This window comes from Saccharothrix sp. AJ9571 (assembly GCF_021725495.1).
Lineage (GTDB): Bacteria > Actinomycetota > Actinomycetes > Mycobacteriales > Pseudonocardiaceae > Amycolatopsis > Amycolatopsis magusensis.
This window is the reverse complement of record NZ_CP091382.1, coordinates 9,011,212-9,029,367: the sequence shown is the minus strand read 5'-3', so window position 1 is coordinate 9,029,367 and position 18,156 is coordinate 9,011,212. Positions and strand designations below refer to the sequence as shown.

The 18,156-nt window shown below is 71.5% G+C and carries 15 protein-coding genes; 9 read left to right on the top strand and 6 right to left on the bottom strand.

The window, feature by feature from the left end; translation table 11 throughout:
* The first annotated feature begins 36 nt into the window (after positions 1–36).
* The 4 genes from L3Q67_RS40830 to L3Q67_RS40815 all read left to right on the top strand — a co-directional run bounded on the left by L3Q67_RS40830 (position 37) and on the right by L3Q67_RS40815 (position 7,530).
* A complete protein-coding gene (locus L3Q67_RS40830; RefSeq protein WP_499191764.1) occupies positions 37–675 on the top strand; it encodes a lysophospholipid acyltransferase family protein in 639 nt (212 codons plus the stop codon).
* Complete coding sequence (gene der, locus L3Q67_RS40825) at positions 672–2,117, top strand: ribosome-associated GTPase EngA (RefSeq protein ID WP_499186755.1); 1,446 nt, start codon at positions 672–674, stop codon at positions 2,115–2,117. Before L3Q67_RS40830 ends, der begins: the two co-directional genes overlap by 4 nt.
* A 143-nt stretch (positions 2,118–2,260) precedes the next feature.
* Positions 2,261–6,196, top strand: coding sequence for a non-ribosomal peptide synthetase (locus L3Q67_RS40820; RefSeq protein ID WP_499186754.1), 3,936 nt, complete (start codon positions 2,261–2,263; stop codon positions 6,194–6,196).
* Between the two features lie 11 nt (positions 6,197–6,207).
* A complete protein-coding gene (locus L3Q67_RS40815; RefSeq protein ID WP_499191763.1) occupies positions 6,208–7,530 on the top strand; it encodes a M1 family metallopeptidase in 1,323 nt (440 codons plus the stop codon).
* On the opposite strand, the gene L3Q67_RS40810 is transcribed toward L3Q67_RS40815, so the two are convergent.
* A complete protein-coding gene (locus L3Q67_RS40810; protein ID WP_499186753.1) occupies positions 7,496–8,155 on the bottom strand; it encodes a TetR/AcrR family transcriptional regulator in 660 nt (219 codons plus the stop codon). The genes L3Q67_RS40815 and L3Q67_RS40810 overlap by 35 nt on opposite strands.
* 129 nt (positions 8,156–8,284) lie before the next feature.
* Positions 8,285–9,565 carry an ROK family protein gene (locus tag L3Q67_RS40805; protein ID WP_499186752.1) on the bottom strand — a complete coding sequence of 427 codons (1,281 nt, stop codon included), beginning with the start codon at positions 9,563–9,565 and terminating at the stop codon, positions 8,285–8,287.
* 236 nt (positions 9,566–9,801) lie between these two features.
* Here L3Q67_RS40805 and L3Q67_RS40800 point away from each other — a divergent pair, with 236 nt between their 5' ends.
* From L3Q67_RS40800 to L3Q67_RS40790, 3 genes are read left to right on the top strand one after another with little or no spacing between them, the layout of a single operon-like run.
* Positions 9,802–11,418: an ABC-F family ATP-binding cassette domain-containing protein gene (locus tag L3Q67_RS40800; protein ID WP_499186751.1), complete on the top strand. Its 1,617-nt coding sequence runs from the start codon at positions 9,802–9,804 to the stop codon at positions 11,416–11,418.
* A 53-nt stretch (positions 11,419–11,471) separates the two neighbouring features.
* Positions 11,472–11,828: a winged helix-turn-helix transcriptional regulator gene (locus L3Q67_RS40795; RefSeq protein WP_499191762.1), complete on the top strand. Its 357-nt coding sequence runs from the start codon at positions 11,472–11,474 to the stop codon at positions 11,826–11,828.
* Between the two features lie 3 nt (positions 11,829–11,831).
* Positions 11,832–12,209 (top strand): hypothetical protein, encoded by a 378-nt coding sequence (locus L3Q67_RS40790; RefSeq protein ID WP_499186750.1) that lies wholly within the window; start codon positions 11,832–11,834, stop codon positions 12,207–12,209.
* Between the two features lie 575 nt (positions 12,210–12,784).
* On the opposite strand, the gene L3Q67_RS40785 is transcribed toward L3Q67_RS40790, so the two are convergent.
* Complete coding sequence (locus tag L3Q67_RS40785; protein WP_499191761.1) at positions 12,785–14,233, bottom strand: RNA polymerase sigma factor; 1,449 nt, start codon at positions 14,231–14,233, stop codon at positions 12,785–12,787.
* 171 nt (positions 14,234–14,404) lie between these two features.
* Positions 14,405–15,166, bottom strand: a complete 762-nt coding sequence (ppgK, locus tag L3Q67_RS40780; protein WP_209665723.1) for a polyphosphate--glucose phosphotransferase — start codon at positions 15,164–15,166, stop codon at positions 14,405–14,407.
* 81 nt (positions 15,167–15,247) lie between these two features.
* On the opposite strand from ppgK, the gene L3Q67_RS40775 reads away from it, so the two are divergent.
* Positions 15,248–16,060, top strand: coding sequence for an inositol monophosphatase family protein (locus tag L3Q67_RS40775; RefSeq protein ID WP_499186749.1), 813 nt, complete (start codon positions 15,248–15,250; stop codon positions 16,058–16,060).
* Positions 16,061–16,067: 7 nt separating this feature from the next.
* Here L3Q67_RS40775 and cei read toward each other — a convergent pair whose 3' ends face one another.
* Positions 16,068–16,748, bottom strand: coding sequence for an envelope integrity protein Cei (gene cei / locus L3Q67_RS40770; protein WP_499191760.1), 681 nt, complete (start codon positions 16,746–16,748; stop codon positions 16,068–16,070).
* Positions 16,749–17,243: 495 nt separating this feature from the next.
* Here cei and L3Q67_RS40765 point away from each other — a divergent pair, with 495 nt between their 5' ends.
* Positions 17,244–17,552 carry a DUF4193 domain-containing protein gene (locus L3Q67_RS40765; protein WP_209665726.1) on the top strand — a complete coding sequence of 103 codons (309 nt, stop codon included), beginning with the start codon at positions 17,244–17,246 and terminating at the stop codon, positions 17,550–17,552.
* Between the two features lie 85 nt (positions 17,553–17,637).
* On the opposite strand, the gene L3Q67_RS40760 is transcribed toward L3Q67_RS40765, so the two are convergent.
* A complete protein-coding gene (locus L3Q67_RS40760; RefSeq protein WP_499186748.1) occupies positions 17,638–18,144 on the bottom strand; it encodes a DUF3093 domain-containing protein in 507 nt (168 codons plus the stop codon).
* Positions 18,145–18,156 lie beyond the last annotated feature (12 nt).

Sequence of the window (18,156 nt, the reverse complement as noted above, 5' to 3'; positions counted from 1 at the left end):
GCACCGACGGGGCTGCCGGACGGCGCGGTGCCCTGGATGCACGACTTCGGCAAGCTGATCGGCCGCTACGGGCTCCGGCCGGGGTTCCGGCTCCACGTGCACGGCGCCCAGCGGGTGCCGGCGACCGGTCCGCTGGTCGTGATCGCCAACCACAGCTCGATGCTGGAACCGCAGCTGATCTACGGAATGTTGCGGCGCCGGTGCGCGTTCCTGGTCAAGCAGGAGCTGTTCGCCGGGGCCGCCGGCTGGGGTCTGCGCCGCATCGGCCAGATCCCGGTCCGGCGGGGCGCGCCCGACCGCGCTCCGCTGCTGACCGCGGTGTCGGTGCTGCGCGACGGGGGTGTCGTCGGGGTCTTCCCCGAGGGCACGCGTGGCGCGGGGGACGTGGACAATGCCCAGCGGGGTGCCGCCTGGCTGGTCCGTGCTTCCGGGGCGCGGGTGATCAGCGTGGCGACACGGGGGACCCGCAGGCCGGATGGCGGCGGGCGCCGGTTCCGGCCGCGGGTGGACATCCTGGTGGGGGAGCCGTTCACCGTGGCGGTCGGCAAGGGCCGCGCCGGCCTGGAAACGGCGACGGAACAGCTTCGCGGCGATCTCGCCGCGGTGGTACGAGCGCTGGACGACTGGCGCGAGGCGCACGGGATCCGGGCGCAGGGACGGAAAGAGCAGGCATGACCGAGTTGAACCCGGTAGACGGCACGTGGTCCGACGAGTCGGAGTTCGCCGTGCTGGGCGCGGACATCGACGACGGTGCCGAGGGTGAAGAGACGGGCCAGGCGCAGCCGGTGCTCGCGGTGGTCGGCAGGCCGAACGTGGGCAAGTCCACCTTGGTCAACCGCATCCTCGGGCGCCGGGAAGCGGTGGTGCAGGACACGCCCGGCGTGACCAGGGACCGGATCGCCTACGACGCGCTGTGGGCCGGGCGCCGGTTCACCGTGGTGGACACCGGCGGCTGGGAGCCGAAGGCGAGTGGGCTGCAGGCCTCGGTGGCCGCGCAGGCCGAGATCGCGATGAACACCGCCGACGCGGTGCTGGTCGTGGTGGACGCCTCGGTCGGCGCCACCGCCACCGACGAGGCCGTGGCCAAGGTGCTCCGGCGCTCGGACCGGCCGGTGCTGCTGGCCGCGAACAAGGTCGACGACGAGCGGCTGCTCGCCGAGACGGCCTCGCTGTGGTCGCTCGGCCTCGGTGAACCGCACCCGGTCAGCGCGCTGCACGGGCGCAGCTCCGGCGATCTGCTCGACGCGATCGTCAAGGCGCTGCCCGAGGCGCCGCGGGACCACGACCGCCCGGCCGGGCCGCGCCGCGTGGCGCTGGTCGGCAAGCCGAACGTGGGCAAGTCCAGCCTGCTGAACAAGCTCACCGGCCAGGAGCGCTCGGTGGTCGACTCGGTGGCGGGCACCACGGTGGACCCGGTCGACTCGCTGGTCGAGCTGGACGGCGAGCCGTGGCGGTTCGTCGACACCGCGGGCCTGCGCAAGCGGGTGCAGACCGCCAGCGGCACCGAGTACTACGCCTCGCTGCGCACCAAGACCGCGATCGACGCGGCCGAGGTGGTCATCGTGCTGCTGGACGCCAGCGAGCCGATCAGCGAGCAGGACCTGCGGGTGCTGACCATGGTGGTCGAGGCTGGCCGTGCCTGCGTGCTGGCGATGAACAAGTGGGACCTGGTCGACGAGGACCGCAGGCACCAGCTCGAGCGCGAGCTGGAACGCGGCCTGGTCCGGGTGCCGTGGGCGGAGCGGGTCAACATCTCCGCGCTGACCGGCCGCTCGGTGCGCAAACTGGCCCCGGCCCTGCGCACCGCGCTCGAGTCGTGGGACCAGCGGGTGTCCACCGGACAGCTCAACGGCTGGCTCTCCGACCTCATCGCGGCCACCCCGCCGCCGGTGCGCGGCGGCAAGCAGCCGAAGGTGCTTTTCGCCACCCAGGCCGGAATTCGCCCGCCCACGCTGGTGCTGTTCACCACCGGTTTCCTGGAGGCCGGATATCGCCGTTTCATCGAGCGGAAATTCCGCGAGCGATTCGGTTTCACCGGTAGTCCTGTGCGCATCAACGTGCGGGTTCGGGAGAAAAAACCCAAGACCGGGAGCAAGAAGCCGGTGAAGCGGCCCTGACCGGGTGATCTCCGACATAATCGCGAGACCCTGCGGAAATCCGTCGTTCACCTGACGTATTCTGGAAGGCCTGTACCGCGGGCGCCTCATTCGGGAGAGCATGCCCGAATGACGCTCGTCGGAAAGGTGAGTGAAGGTCCTCAGTGACCCTGACCGCTGATCATCGGCCTTTTGCCTGCGTTGCCGAGGTGACCGTCGCGCCCTCGGCCGCGCCCGCTCTCGATCGTGCGCTGTACTGGTCCGGCCTGGCCGCCAGTGAGCGCACCCTGCTGGACGTGCTCGGCGCGACCGTGGCCAAGCACCCCGGTGCCGCCGCGCTCGACGACGGTCGCACCGTGCTGACCTACCGCCGGCTCGCGGAGGAGATCGACGCCCTCCGCGCCAAGCTGGCGGCCATCGGCATCGGCGCGGGCGACCGCGTCGGCGTGCGGATCTCCTCGGGGACCGCGGAGCTGTACGTGGCCATCCTGGCGGTGTTGTCGGCGGGAGCGGCCTACGTTCCGGTCGACGCGGACGACCCGGACGAGCGCGCCGAGCTGGTGTTCGGCGAGGCCGGGGTGTGCGCGGTGCTCGGCGACGGCGGTGCGATCACCGAGCTGGGCACGCCGTCCGGCCGGGTCGGCGCCCCCGCGCCGACCGACGACGCGTGGATCATCTTCACCTCCGGCTCGACCGGGAAGCCCAAGGGCGTGGCGGTGAGCCATTCGGCCGCCGCGGCCTTCGTCGACGCCGAGGCGGAGCTCTTCCTCGCGGACGAGCCGCTCGGTCCCGGTGACCGCGTGCTCGCGGGGTTGTCGGTCGCCTTCGACGCCTCGTGCGAGGAGATGTGGCTGGCCTGGCGCCACGGCGCCTGCCTGGTCCCCGCGCCGCGCTCGCTGGTGCGCACCGGGGTCGACCTCGGCCCGTGGCTGGTCGCGCAGCGCATCACCGTGGTCTCCACCGTGCCGACGCTGGCCGCGCTGTGGCCCGCCGACGCGCTGGAAGACGTCCGCCTGCTCATCTTCGGCGGCGAAGCCTGCCCGCCCGAACTGGCCGAACGGGTCGCCGTCGAGGGCCGCGAGGTGTGGAACACCTACGGCCCGACCGAGGCCACCGTGGTCGCCTGCGCCGCGCAGCTCACCGGGGAGGGCCCGGTCCGGATCGGCCTGCCGCTGGCCGGCTGGCAGCTCGCCGTGGTCGACGAGCGCGGCGAACTGGTCGGCATGGGTGAGAGCGGCGAGCTGGTGATCGGCGGCGCCGGACTGGCCCGCTACCTCGACGAGGCCAAGGACGCGGAGAAGTTCGCCCCGCTGGCCGCGCTCGGCTGGCGCCGCGCCTACCGCAGCGGCGACCTGGTCCGCGCCGAACCGGAAGGCCTGCTCTTCCTCGGCCGCGCCGACGAGCAGGTCAAACTCGGCGGCCGCCGCATCGAACTCGGCGAGGTGGACGCGGCGCTGCAGGCGCTGCCGGACGTCGCCGGTGCCGCCGCCGCGATCCGCAAGACCAAGGCGGGAAACCAGATCCTGGTCGGGTACGTGGTGCCGAGGGACGGCGCCACCTTCGACGTCGACACCGCCACCGCGAAGCTGCGCGAGCGCCTGCCCGCCGCGCTCGTGCCGTTGCTGGCGCCGGTCACCGACCTGCCGACGCGGACATCGGGCAAGGTGGACCGCGACGCGCTGCCGTGGCCACTGCCGTCCGTGCCCGAACAGTCCACTCCGGACAGTTCCGGCGGCCTCAGCCCGACCGAGGCGTGGCTGGCCGAGGGCTGGGCGGAGATCCTCGGGGTCACCGTGCGCAGCGGCAAGGCTGACTTCTTCAGCAACGGCGGGGGCAGCCTCACCGCCGCGCAGCTGATCGCGCGCATCCGCACCCGGCACCCGTCGGTGTCGGTCAACGACATCTACCAGCACCCGAAGCTGGGTTCGCTCGCCGCGATGCTGGACGAGCTGAGCACCGCCGAGACCAAGCGGCGGGAGATCGCGCCGACCCCGCGGCGCGCCGGGATCATCCAGAGCCTGCTGATGCTGCCGCTGATGGCGTTGCCGGGCCTGCGCTGGACCACCATCACCGCCGCGTTGTCCACCGCGCTGGCCGAATTCGGCGGCCTGTCCTGGGCGCCCGCGGTGTCCTGGTGGCTGCTCGGCGCGGCCTGGCTGCTGCTGTTCACCCCCGCCGGGCGCATCGCGATCGCCGCCGGTGGCGCGCGGCTGCTGCTGCGCGGGGTCCGCCCCGGCAGCTACCCGCGCGGCGGGAATATCCACTTGCGACTGTGGACGGCGGAGAAGCTGGCCGAGTACAGCGGTGCCGCCGAAGTGGCAGGCGCGTCCTGGATGACGCACTACGCGCGGGCGCTGGGCGCGAGGGTCGGCAAGGACGCCGACCTGCACTCGCCGCCGCCGGTGACCGGCCTGCTCAAGCTCGGCCGCGGTGCCGCCGTGGAACCGGAGTCCGACCTCTCGGGTTACTGGGTCGACGGCGATCTGGTGCACATCGGCAAGATCCGGATCGGCGCGGACGCGCGGATCGGTGCCCGCAGCACGCTCTTCCCCGGCGCGCGGATCGGCAAGGGCGCGGAAATCGCCGCCGGGTCAACCGTGCGCGGCGCGGTGCCCGCCGGGCAGCGCTGGGCCGGTTCGCCCGCCGAACGCAGCGGCAAGGACACGCTGAAGTGGCCGTCGAGCCGCCCGCTGCGGTCACGCCGCTGGTCGGTGGTCTACGGGCTGACCTCGCTGCTGCTGGGCCTGCTGCCCGCGGTCGCCGCGGTTCCGGCGCTGGTGCTGCTGGCTCGCGGAGTCGTCGGCGCGCCGAGCCTGGGCGCGGCACTGGGCGGTGCGCTGACCTGGGTGCCGCTCGCCACCGTCGCCTACTTCGCCGCGTACGCGCTTCTGGTGCTCGCCGGCGTGCGTGCGCTGAGCGTCGGCATGGTCGAGGGCTACCACCCCGTGCACGGCCGGGTCTCCTGGCAGGTGTGGACCACCGAGCGGCTGATGGGCATGGCGCGGACCGGGCTGTTCCCGTTGTACGCCAGCCTGTTCACCCCCGTCTGGCTGCGGTTGCTCGGCGCGAAGGTGGGCCGTGGGGCCGAGGTGTCCACCGTGCTCGCGCTGCCGAAGATGACCCAGGTCGACGACGGTGCCTTCCTCGCCGACGACACCATGGTCGCCACCTACGAACTCGGCCACGGCTGGCTGCACGTCGCGCCCGCCCGGATCGGGAAGCAGGCTTTCCTCGGCAACTCCGGCATCACCGCGCCGGGCCGTTCGGTGCCCAAGCGCGGGCTGGTCGGCGTGCTGTCGTCCACCCCGCTGAAGGCCAAGAAGGGTTCCTCGTACCTGGGCATGCCGCCGATGCCGCTGCGGCGCTCGGTCGAGAGCGGCGACGCGGGCCGCACCTACGCCCCGCCGGCGCGGCTGAAGCTGGCTCGCGGGCTGATCGAGTTGTGCCGGATCGTGCCGGTGATGTGCGCGGTGGCGCTGTCGGTGCTGACGCTGGCCGCGCTGCAGGCGTCGATCACCGCCGTCGGCCTCGGCTGGACGGCGCTGCTCGGCGGGCCGATCCTGTTCGCCGCCGGGGTGGTGGCCGCCGCCACCGCCACGGTGATGAAGTGGACGCTGGTCGGGCGGTTCCGCGCGGTCGAGCACCCGCTGTGGAGCTCGTTCGTCTGGCGCAACGAACTCGCCGACACCTTCGTCGAAGTGCTCGCGGTGCCGTGGTTCGTCGGCGGGGTCAGCGGCACGCCGCTGCTGCCGATGTGGTTGCGCACCATGGGCGCCCGGATCGGCCGCGGGGTGTGGCTGGAGACGTACTGGCTGCCCGAATCGGATCTGGTCACCCTCGGTGACGGCGCCACGGTGAACCGGGGGTGCGTGGTCCAGACGCACCTGTTCCATGATCGAATCATGCGCATGGACGGGGTGAGCCTGCACGAGGGAGCCACGCTCGGGCCGCACGGCATCGTGCTGCCGGGCGCGAGCATCGGTGCCCGCACCACGGTCGGCCCCGGCTCGCTGGTCACCCGCGGCGACGTGGTGCCCGCGGACACGCGCTGGCTCGGCAACCCGATCGCGGCCTGGTCGAAAGGTGGGCGCCGCGGGTGAGTGCGAAGTCGATGCAGCCCGCGCCCGGCGCGGACACCTCACCGGACTCGTACCTCCCCGCGCACGGCAACGGTGGCTACCAGGTCACCAGGTACACCCTGGACCTGGACTACAAGGTCGGCCCGAACCGGCTGTCCGGGCACGCGGTGATCGAGGGCGTGGCCACCCAGGCGCTGTCGCGGTTCAGCCTGGACCTGGCGGGTTTCCGGATCGGCCGGGTGCAGGTCAACGGGCAGAGCGCGAAGTACACCCAGCGCGCGGGCAAGCTGCACGTCAAACCGCAGCGCGCGCTGCAGGCGGGTTCGGTCTTCATGGCCGAGATCCGCTACACCGGCAACCCGCACCCGATCGCTTCGGCGGCCTGGGGCGACATCGGCTGGGACGAACTGACCGACGGCGCGCTGGTGGCCAGCCAGCCGGTCGGCGCGCCCTCGTGGTTCCCCTGCAACGACCACCCGTCGGACAAGGCGGCCTACCGGGTCTCGGTGACCACCTCGTCGGCGTACACGGTGCTGGTCACCGGGAACCTGCTGGCCAAGCGCCAGGGCGCGAGCACGACCACCTGGGTGTTCGAGCGGCCGGAGCCGACCGCCACCTACCTGATGGGTGTCCACATCGGACGGTACGAGCAGGTGGCGCTGGCCACCGGGCCGGTGCCGCAGTTCGCCGCCGTGCCGCCGCGCCTGCGTGCCCTGTTCGACCGCGACTTCCGCCGCCAGAGCGACATGGTCGACGCGCTCGAAGGGTTCTTCGGGCCCTACCCGTTCGGCGAGTACGTGGTCGTGGTGACCGACGACGAGCTGGAGGAGCCGATCGAGGCGCAGGGCCTGTCGGTGTTCGGCGCCAACCTGCTCGACGGCCGCGGCACGCACGAGCGGCTGATCGTGCACGAACTGGCCCACCAGTGGTTCGGCAACAGCCTGACCGTGGCCGAATGGAAGCACATCTGGCTCAACGAGGGCTTCGCCACCTACGCGGAATGGTTGTGGGCGGCCGAATCCGGCGGGCTGTCCGCGGACGTGCAAGCACGCCGGTGGCACGCGGCGATGGCCGGGCTGCCTGCGGACCTGCGCATCGGCGACCCCGGCGTGGAGAAGTTGTTCGACGAGCGGGTCTACAAGCGCGGCGCGCTGACCCTGCACGCGTTGCGCAAGCTGCTGGGAGACCTGGCGTTCTTCGCGCTGCTCAAGGACTGGGCGCAGCGCTACCGGCACGCGACGGTGACCACCGCCCAGTTCACCGCGCTCGCCGAGGAGCACGCCGGGCGTTCCCTGGCGGCGTTCTTCGACGAGTGGCTGTTCAGTCCGGCGCTGCCGCCGTTCCCGGTGGGATGATCACAGCCTTGGCCATCCGGATGATCTCGGCGATCACGTCGTCCAGCGGGGTCTGGTAGCCGTCGGTGGACCAGTGGAAGACCAGCTCGTTGACCGCGCCGATCAACGCCACCGCGCCGAGGCCGAACTCCCGTTCCTCGGCCTCGCCCCTGGCCACCGCGCGCTTGGCCTCGGCCACCAGCATCTGCACCCAGCGGGCGCGCCAGGCCAGCCGGTGCGACTCCACCGCCGGGCTCACCCCGATGATCTCCACATAGGACAGTTTGGCCCGGCGGGGGTCGGCGGCGGTCCTGGTGATGTAGGCCCGCACCGCCCGTTCGATCCGCACCGTCACCGGCTGGTCGTCGGTCTCGGCGAAGGCGGTGGAAACCTCGCCGACGGCTGATTCGATCACCTGGTTGTGGATGGCCATCAACAGCGCTTCGCGGCTGCTGAACTCTTCGTAGAAATTGCGCGTGGAGACCGAAGCCGCGGCACACAGCTTTTCGATCGAGCTGGCCGCGTAGCCCTCGGTGCCGAACAGTTCGAGCCCGGCTTCGAGCAGCCGGCCACGTCGTTCGGCACGGCGGTCGGCTGCCGAACGGCCGCCGTACACGCGCCGGGGGGACTGTTCTTTCGCAGGCACCCTTATCACCCTAGGGCACGCCGCGCTCCCGGTGTGCGGTTCTGACCGGAAGTCGTAGCAGGCTGGAGGTGTCGTCACCGGCTTCTGGTGCGTCGAAAACCCACTGACCGACGGAGTTCTTCAGGCGGTTCAGCGGGAGATCTCGACCAGGGCCGGGCGGCCCGCCGGGGAGCCGGTGTCGATCCAGTGCGCCAGCCGTTCCGGCGCGAAGAGCTCGTCGATGACCATGAACGCCGCGCCGATCAGACCGGCCTCGTCGCCCAGCGTGGACCGGGTGATGCGCAGCTCGCGGGTGGCCAGCGGGAGCGAACGCCGGTAGACGGTCTCGCGCAGCGTGGCCAGCAGCAGATCGCCCGCGCCGGAAACACCGCCGCCGATGATCACCAGCGCCGGGTTGTAGAAGCTGACCAGGGTGGCGAGCAGGCTGCCGACCAGCCGTCCCGCCTGGGTGAGCAACTCGACCGAGGTCCGGTCACCGCTTTGGGCCGCGGTGGCGACATCGGCCGCGGTGAGCGTGCCGCGTTCGGCGAGCCGACTCGCCAGGAACTCGCTGCGGCCCTCCTTCGCCGCGGCGGCGCCGTCCCTGGCCAGCGCGGAGCCGCCGGCGAAGGCTTCCAGGCAGCCGATGTTGCCGCAGCGGCAGACCACCACCGGATCGTCCGCGACCGCCGCGTGCCCGATGTCCCCGGCGCAGCCCTGGCTGCCGCGGTGCAGCCGCCCGCCGGAGACGAGTCCGGCGCCGATGCCGGTGCCGATCTTGATGTGGATGATGTCCTGTTGACCGCGCGCAGCGCCCGCGCGGAGTTCGCCCAGCGCCATCGCGTTGACCTCGTTGTCCACCCACACCGGCGCGGCGTACCGGGTGGAGAGCCGATCGCGCACGGGGTAGCGGTCCCAGCCGGGCATGATCGGCGGCGCGCTCGGGCGCCCGGTGGCGAACTCGACCGGACCGGGCAGGCCGACCCCGATGCCCCAGACCACCCGGCCGCCACCCAGTTCGGCGAGCAGTTCCTCGAACAACTCCTCCACCCGGTCCAGCACCACCTCCGGGCCGAGCGCGACGTCGCCGGGCTCCTCGCGGCGGGCGAGCACCCGGCCGGTCAGGTCGGTGGCCGCGGTGGCGATGCTGGTCGCCCCGAGTTCGGCGGCGAGCACCACGCCGGCTTCGGCGCGGAACCGCAGTTCGCGCGGGGCCCGGCCGCCGCTGGACGGCCCGAGCCTGCCCTCTTCGAGCAGGCCGCAACCGGTCAGCTGGCCGAGCCGCTGGGTCACCACCGTGCGCCCGAGCCCGGACAGCCTGCCCAGCTCGGGCCGGGTGCGGGCGGCGCCGGTGCGCACCAGGTCGAGCACGGTGGCGAGACCGTCGAGGTGGTCGGACGTGACCGGGCTGGCCGGCGAGGGTGGCTCCACCGTCCCAGTTTCGCCCATTCGGCGCCCCCGGCGGCGCAAGCGGCGGAAAACCCGCTGGCCGTGTCCCGGGCGCCCGGCTATGCTCGTGATCATGGCTTACCAGTTCTACCTCTGATTTCGCCCGCCCGGCGCCGCGGTTTTTCGTGCGAGCGCGGGCTTTCCGTCGTCCTGTGACCGGAATTTCCCGGTGGTTTCCGCGCGTCCGCGCGCCCCGGGCCCGAAATCGGAGTGGAACTTTGTCACGCACCCGAAAATCCGCGCACCTGCAGGCTGAGCACCTGGGCAAGTCCTTCGTCGCGCAGCCCGTGCTCGAAGACGTTTCGCTGGTCGTCAGCGCCGGGCAGTGCCTCGGTGTGGTGGGGGAGAACGGCAGCGGGAAGACCACGCTGCTGCACCTGCTGGCCGGCTCGCTGCCACCCGACACCGGCACAGTGTCGCGGCACGGTTCGGCGGCCATGGCCGGGCAGGAGCTGCCGTTCACCGAGCACGACACCGTCGCCACCCTGCTGGATGTCGCGCTGGCCGGTGCCCGCGAGGCACTGGCCGAGCTCGACGCCGCCTCGGCCGCACTGGCCGAGCAGGCACCCGGCGCGGACGACCGGTTCGCCGCCGCGCTCACCCGCGCCGAGGAACTGGACGCGTGGGACGCCGAACGGCGCGCCGACCTGGCGCTGGCCGGACTCGGCGCCACCACCGACCGCGGCAGGCGGCTGGCCGAGTTGTCGGTGGGGCAGCGCTACCGCGTCCGGCTGGCCTGCCTGCTCGCCGAGGGCGTCGACATCCTCCTGCTCGACGAGCCGACCAACCACCTCGACGCCGCCGCGCTCGGTTACCTGACCGGCCGGATCCGCGAGCACCCCGGTGCCGTGGTCCTGGTCAGCCACGACCGGATGCTGCTCGACGAGGTGTGCGGCTCGCTGCTCGACCTGGACCCGACCGCGGACGGTGGGCCGAAGGTCCACGGCGGCGGGTACACCGAGTACAAGCGGGAGAAGGCGGCCGAGCGGGTGCGCTGGGAACAGCGGTACGCGCTCGAATCCGGTGAGGCCGAACGGCTCGAGCACGACGCCACGGCCGCGGCGAACCGGCTGATCTCGTCGTGGCGCCCGGACAAGGGCGTGAACAAGCACAAGCGCGCCACCCGCGCTCCCGGGCAGCTGCACAACGTCCAGCGCCGCATCGACGCGCTGGCCGAGCGCCGGGTCCCGCCACCGCCGGAGCGGCTGAGCTTCGCCTGCCCCGACCTGTCCGGCACCGGGCAGGGCGTGGTGCTCACCGCGTCCGAGGTGGCGGTGCCCGGCAGGCTGGCGCTCGCCGAACCCATCGCACTGTCCACAGGGGACCGTCTGCTGGTCTCGGGTGCGAACGGCGCCGGGAAGTCGACCCTGCTCAACGTGCTGGCCGGCCGGCTGGAACCGGCGGCCGGATCGGTGTGGCGGGCGGGGTCGGCGCGCGTCGGGCTGCTGGCGCAGGAGTCCGACTTCCCGGACACCACGGTCGGCGCGGCCGCGTTGTACGAACGGCGGGCGGCGAAGCTGGTGTCCCGCGGTCAGCTGAGCGCGGGTGCGGTGGTGCCGTTGAAGCGCCTGGGCCTGTTCTCCGCGGCGGACGCCGACCGTCCGGTGAACCGGTTGTCCACCGGGCAGCGGCGGCGGCTGGCGCTGGCTTTGCTGCTGTTGCACGCCCCGCATGTGTTGTTGCTGGACGAGCCGACGAACCACCTGTCGGTGACGCTGGTCGACGAGCTGACCGAGGCGATCCAGCGCACGCCGGTGGCGGTGGTCGTGGCGAGCCACGACCGGCAGCTGCGGGCCGACCTGGCGGAGTGGCCGTCGCTGGAATTGAGCGCCTGAGCGCGGGCGGGCCGGGTATGTTCGATCGGGTGAGGCAACCGCTTGATCCCGACATGTTCGACCCGGCCTGCCCGAGCCGCGTCACGCCGATCCGCATCGGCGACAAGTGGGCGGGCATGGTGCTGATCTGCCTGGAAGACGGGCCGCGGCGGTTCTCGGAGCTGCGGGTGCCGATGCGCGGGGTGTCGCCGAAGGTGCTCACCGAGACGCTGCGGGCGATGGAGCGGGACGGCATGATCGTGCGGACGGTCTACCCGGAGGTGCCGCCGCGGGTCGAATACGAGCTGACCCCGCTGGGGCGATCGCTGTTCGGCCCGATCGAGGCGTGCCGGGAATGGGCGGCGAACCACCTGCCGGACCTGATCGCCGCGCGGGAGGCTTATGAACGGCGGGAGGCCGTCGTAGACTGAGGTATGGGCGTTGTGCTGCTCTACGGACTCGTGGCGATCGCGCCCACGGTGCTCTTCTGGTTGCTCCTGCGCGTCCCACGCCTGATCCGCCTTGTGCGGCGACGGTTCTTCCCGCGTCCGCTGCCTCCGGCCCACCCGCCGGTGCAGGACCTGGTCGCCGACCTGCGCCGGGTGCACCGGCTGCTCGCCGCCTACAGCCCCGGCACCCCGGCCGCCCGCCGCACCGGCACGCGGCAGGCCTACGACGCCTTGCTGGCCGAAGCGTGTGCCGTCGTCGAAGTCCCGCACCGGCTGGACACCCTGCCGGAAGGCCTGGACCGGGACCTGGAACGCCTACGCCTCGAACACGCCCTACGCACCGCCGGCCTCCCCATCCCCTAACCCCCACACCCGAACCCCACGTTCAGACACCCGAGTTCTACGTTCGCGCACGTGAGGCCGCATTCAGGCACCCGAGTTCTACATTCAGGCAGCTGAACCCTGCGTTCCCGCACTCGAGCTTTACATTCGGGTAGCCGAGCTCGACGTTCGCGAATTCCTCGCTCGGGTGAACGAAATTTGCGTTCGGGGTGCCGAGCAGTCCAACCGACACCCGAGTTCCCCGTTCAGCGAGCCGAGTTCGGCAATTCAGGCTCGCGAATTCCATGTCAAGCCCGGAGGGAAATCATCGAACGTGGGGTTCGGCTGCCTGAACGTAGAACTCAGCTGCCTGAATGCAGAATTCGGGTGCGTGAGTGAGGAACTCGGGTGCCCGAATGTGGGGCTCGGCTACCTGAACGTGGGAGTCGCACGCCTGGATGTGGGACTCGGGTACGCGAACGTGGGACTCGGGCGCCCCAACGTAGGACTCGGTACGCGAGTGTGGGGTTCGGGGCTGGGTGTGGGGTTCGGGGGTGGAAAGGACGAAGGTGGCTTCGCGGGGCGAAGCCACCTTCGTGGGTGGTGCGGGTGGACGGTCAGTCCAGGTAGTCGCGCAGTACTTGGGAGCGCGACGGGTGGCGCAGTTTCGACATGGTCTTCGACTCGATCTGCCGGATGCGTTCCCGGGTGACCCCGTACACCTGCCCGATCTCGTCTAAAGTCCGCGGCTGGCCGTCGGTCAGGCCGAAGCGCAGGCGGACCACGCCCGCTTCGCGCTCGGACAGGGTCTGCAGCACCGACTGCAGCTGGTCCTGCAGCAGCGTGAACGACACCGCGTCCACCGCGACCACGGCTTCGCTGTCCTCGATGAAGTCACCGAGCTGCGAATCACCCTCGTCACCGATGGTCTGGTCGAGCGAGATGGGCTCCCGGGCGTACTGCTGGATCTCCAGCACCTTCTCCGGGGAGATGTCCATCTCCTTGGCCAGCTCTTCCGGCGTCGGCTCGCGGCCGAGGTCCTGCAGCAACTCGCGCTGGATGCGCCCGAGCTTGTTGATCACCTCGACCATGTGCACCGGGATGCGGATGGTGCGGGCCTGATCGGCCATCGCGCGGGTGATCGCCTGCCGGATCCACCAGGTCGCGTAGGTGGAGAACTTGAAGCCCTTGGTGTAGTCGAACTTCTCCACCGCGCGGATGAGCCCGAGGTTGCCCTCCTGGATCAGGTCCAGGAACGCCATGCCACGGCCGGTGTAGCGCTTGGCCAGCGACACCACCAGACGCAGGTTCGCCTCGAGCAGGTGGTACTTCGCCCGCTCCCCGTCACGCACGATCCACTTCAGGTCGCGGCGCATCTGGGTGGTGAGCTTCTCGCCCTCCTCCTCGGCGGTGCGCACGCGCTCGGCGGCGTAGAGCCCGGCCTCGATGCGCTTGGCCAGCTCCACCTCCTCCTCCGCGTTGAGCAGCGCGACCTTGCCGATCTGCTTGAGGTAGGCGCGGACGGAGTCGGCCGAAGCGGTGAGTTCGGCGTCCTTGCGGGCCTGCCGCAGCACCTCCGACTCTTCCTCGTCCCAGACGAAGTCGGGGTCGTTGGCGTGCTTGCTGCCCTTGGCCGCCTGTCGCTCGGCGCGGGTGCTGGCGACCGGGACCTCGGCCTCTTCCGGCTCGGGCTCGTCCTCCTCGGGCTCCTCGCTCACCGTGGCGTCGACGACGTCGATCTCCACACTCTCGAGATCGGCCAGGTCGGCGTCCAGCGAAGCCTCGTCGATCTCCTCGCCGACGACTTCGCCGTCGGCGCCCTTGACGTCGTCCTTGCCCGCCGGCTTCTTGGCGCGGGCTCCCTTCGCGGGGGCCTTCTTGGCTCCGGCCTTGGCCGCGCCCTTGCGGGCGGCAGGCTTCGCCTCCCCCGAGGTGCCTTCGGGCTGGGTCTCGGGATCCACGTCCTGGCCTTCCGGCGAGGTCTTGGCGGCGCTGGTTGTCTTCGTCCCGCCTCGGGTTGCGGTTCTTGCGGCTGCCACGTACGCCCTTTCGCAGCGGTCGATCATGGCGAGCCGAGACACTCCGGCCTCAGCTGCCTCAGATTCGGGGAACACCCCTCGGCCTGCGGTTTTGCCCGCCGTGGCCGTGGGCCGTGTTCCATTGTAACGACGTTGCCCACCGGCGTCGCGAAGCGATCACCCCCGGGCATGGCGGAGGGGGTCGCCGCGAAGCCGGAATCAGTGCTCGATACCCTCCACGGCTGCCGCCGCCGCGCCCACGATGCCGGCGTTGTTCTGCAGCGAGGCGACCACGATCGGGGTGCGGATCTCGAGCAGCGGCACCCACTTCTCCGCCTTCTTGCTGACCCCGCCGCCGACGATGAACAGGTCCGGCCAGATCAGGTTCTCGAGCACGGAGAGGTACCGGTCGACCCGCTTCGACCACTCCGGGTAGGACATGCCCTCGTTGTCCTTGACCGAGGCGGCCGCCTTCTTCTCCGCGTCGTGCCCGTCCACCTCGAGGTGGCCCAGTTCGGTGTTCGGCACCAGCCGCCCGTCCAGGAACACCGCGCTGCCGATGCCGGTGCCGAAGGTGAGCAGCGCGGTCACGCCCTTGCGGGCCGCCGGGTCGCCGAAGCGGATCTCGGCCATGCCCGCCGCGTCCGCGTCGTTGAGCATGGCGATCTCGTCCACCCCGCGGCCCAGCCGCTTGGCGAACAGCGCGTCGGCGTCGGTGCCGATCCAGCTGGGATCGATGTTCGCCGCGGTCATCGCGACGCCCTTCTTGATCACCGCGGGCAGGGTGACCCCCACCGGGCCCGCCCAGCCGAAGTGCCCGACGATCTCGGCGACGACGTCCGCGACGGCGTCCGGGGTGGCCGGGCGCGGGGTGTCGATCCGGAGCCGGTCTCCGATGAGCTTGCCGTTCTCCAGGTCGACCAGGGCACCCTTGATCCCGCTGCCGCCGATGTCGATGCCGAAACCTCGGGTCGCCGTCATGGACGTGATCCCTTCATTCTCGATTCAGAAACTCGCTCGGGTGACTGTAACGGCACGGGTTCGCATGATGTGGTGGGAGCTATGGAGTCGATATCGACGCGCTTGACCGCGACCGCCGAGCAGGTCGCCGCCGAGGCCGCCGAACTGGTGCGCGACGCGCGTGCGCGCCTGCTCGCGGGCGGGTCCGTGCGGGTGGACACGAAGTCCAGTGAAACCGATGTGGTGACCGCGGTCGACCGCGATACGGAGCGTTTTGTCCGCGCGAAGCTGGCCGAACTGCGCCCCGGCGAGCCGGTGGTGGGCGAGGAGGGCGGCGGCGAGCTCACCCCGGGCAGGGTCAACTGGGTGGTCGACCCGATCGACGGCACGGTGAACTTCCTCTACGGATACCCCTGGTTCGCCGTCTCGCTGGCCGCGCAGGTGGACGGGGTGTCGGTGGCCGGTGCGGTGGTGGAACCGGTCAGCGGGCGCCGCTGGACGGCCACGCGGGGTGGTGGGGCGTTCCTGGACGGGCGGCCGTTGCGCGTGGGCGCCCCGGAGCGGCTGGAGCTGGCCCTGGTGGGCACCGGGTTCGCCTACCGGGCCGAGCGGCGGCTGCGGCAGGCCGAGCTGGTGGCGGGCCTGCTGGGGCGCGTGCGGGACATCCGGCGGGCCGGTGCGGCGTCACTGGACCTGTGCGCGGTGGGGGCGGGCTGGATCGACGCCTACTTCGAGCACGGGCTGAACCGCTGGGACTGGGCCGCGGGCGCGCTGGTGGCCGCCGAGGCGGGCGCGGTGGTCGGCCTGCCGGGGGAGGAGCCCGCGCTCGGCGAGGACCTCACCTTCGCCGCGGCGCCGTCGATCGCGGGCGCGCTGCGCGAGGCGATCGCCGACGGTGGTGGTGCGGGGGTGTGAGCGTGGCTCAGCAGTAACCGGCGCGGGCCGCGGCGAGCCGTTCCTTCTCGATGGTCGGCGCGGACTGCCCGGTGGACTGCTCGTTGCCGCCGGAGTCGGACTCCTGGTTCTGGCTGGACCAGGTGCTCAGCTCCTTGAGGATGTCCAGCCCGGCCTGGTTGGGCCGCGGGTCGCCGAACCGCGTGCCGATGCTCAGGTCGACGCTGGCGTCCTCGCGGTTGTCCTCGACCAGTTCCACGCAGGGGTCGATCAGGCTCAGCGTGCGCGCGGCCGCCTTGCCGTTCTCGCCGTAGCGGATCTGCCCGCGGCAGTTGGCCTCGACGCCTTCGTAGGCGGGGTCGTTCTCCGGTTCGGCGGCCTCGGTGAAGCCGAGTTCGCCCAGGGTGGCCGTGGTGATCGCGCCCTGGCCGCGGATGCCGCTCGCGTTGAGCACCTTCAGCGCGATCTTGTCCGGCGGGATCGGTGCGGTGTCGTCGAGCGCGTCGTGCGCGACCGGGGTGTAGCTCACCCCCTGCGGCGCGACCGGCGCCGGGTCGCAGCGGATCGCCTCACTGGTGGCGTCGTCCTTGGTGACCAGCGCGTTGATCCACACGCCCATGGCGATCACCCCGAGCACACCGATGACGATCAGCGCCGGCCACGGCCGCCGTTTGCGATACAGCCGCGACTTCCCGTTCCCCGACGTCACTGACGTCACTGACCTGCCCCTTCCCAGAGCGCAGCACTCGCGCGCAGCCACCCGCCCGGGGCGCGTTGTGCCGTTCGGCCCAGGCGTTACGTCTTATGGACGCCGGAAGCACCGCCCGGGTTGCCCGCGCGCGCCGGATACGGGCCGGAATCCGACCGAATCACTGAATCGCACCACGGCACACCACGCTGGGCAAGGAGGCAACGCGCCGGGTGACCGGCTGCCACCGGAGCAGCCTAGTGAAGGGGGCCCCGGCTCCTCCTGACGGGTGACTTCCGGAGGGACAGGGGTGACGGGTTTCGGTGCGGGGTATGACATGAGCTACCCTCTGCGGGCTCCGGCCACCCAGCGTGCGCGAGAAAGAGATCGGGCTCACGGGAATCGCCGGGCACAAACAGGGGCGCTGGAACGTTAACCAGCGGCACGGAGGACCACGGGCGCGTCCCGGGGTCGGCCTACTGACATTTTCTAAGCTGATCGCAGGGGTGAGGGACAATGGCGACCGACTACGACGCTCCGCGCCGCAGCGAAGCCGACGAGCTGGCCGAAGACTCGTTGGAGGAGCTGAAGGCGCGCCGCAATGAGAACCAGTCCGGCGTCGTCGACGTCGACGAGGACGCGACGGCCGAGAACTTCGAGCTGCCCGGAGCTGACCTCTCCGGGCTCTCGGGGGAGGACCTGACCGTCAAGGTGGTGCCCAAGCAGGCGGACGAGTTCACCTGCTCGGTCTGCTTCCTGGTGCACCACCGCAGCAGGCTCGCGGACGAAAGCAGCGGGCGGATGATCTGCCGCGACTGCGCGTGAGACGGCACCACCAGGGGATTCTCGGGGCGTATCGGTGAACGGGGCGTTATCGGCCGGCCAGGCCGGTGACGCCCCGTTCCGCACATCAGGCGGGACGGTGCCCGGTCAGCAGCTCCGCCAGCGCTTCGGGCTTGCGCGTGCTGATCAGCCAGTACGGCGTGGGATCCTGCGGATCCTCGACCCGGACGCGCAGCGCGGGCCCGACCCAGCCGCGGTGCACCACGAACGCCGCCGGGTCGGCGTCGCGCCCCAGCGCGCGGCGCTTGTCGGGCTTGGCGATGACTTCGACCTCCCCCATGAACCGGGTGGGGAGATGGGCGTCACCGGCCCAGAGCTCGGTCTCACCGTCCTCTTCGGTCACCCGGACCTGGGTGCGGCCCATGCCCAGCAGCAGCGCCACCACCAGTGGCAGCACGATGAGGTAGGGCAGCCAGGCCCGCACGCCGGGGTATCCCATGTGGATTTCCGCGGCGAGCAGGCCACCGCCGAGCAGCGGCAGGGGCCACAGCCACCACGGGACGTAGAGCCGCTCGGAGTGCCGCACGGTGATCTTGCCGGCCCGTTTGTCGGCCGCGTTCGCGCTCTCGGTCACGGGTTCAGGGTA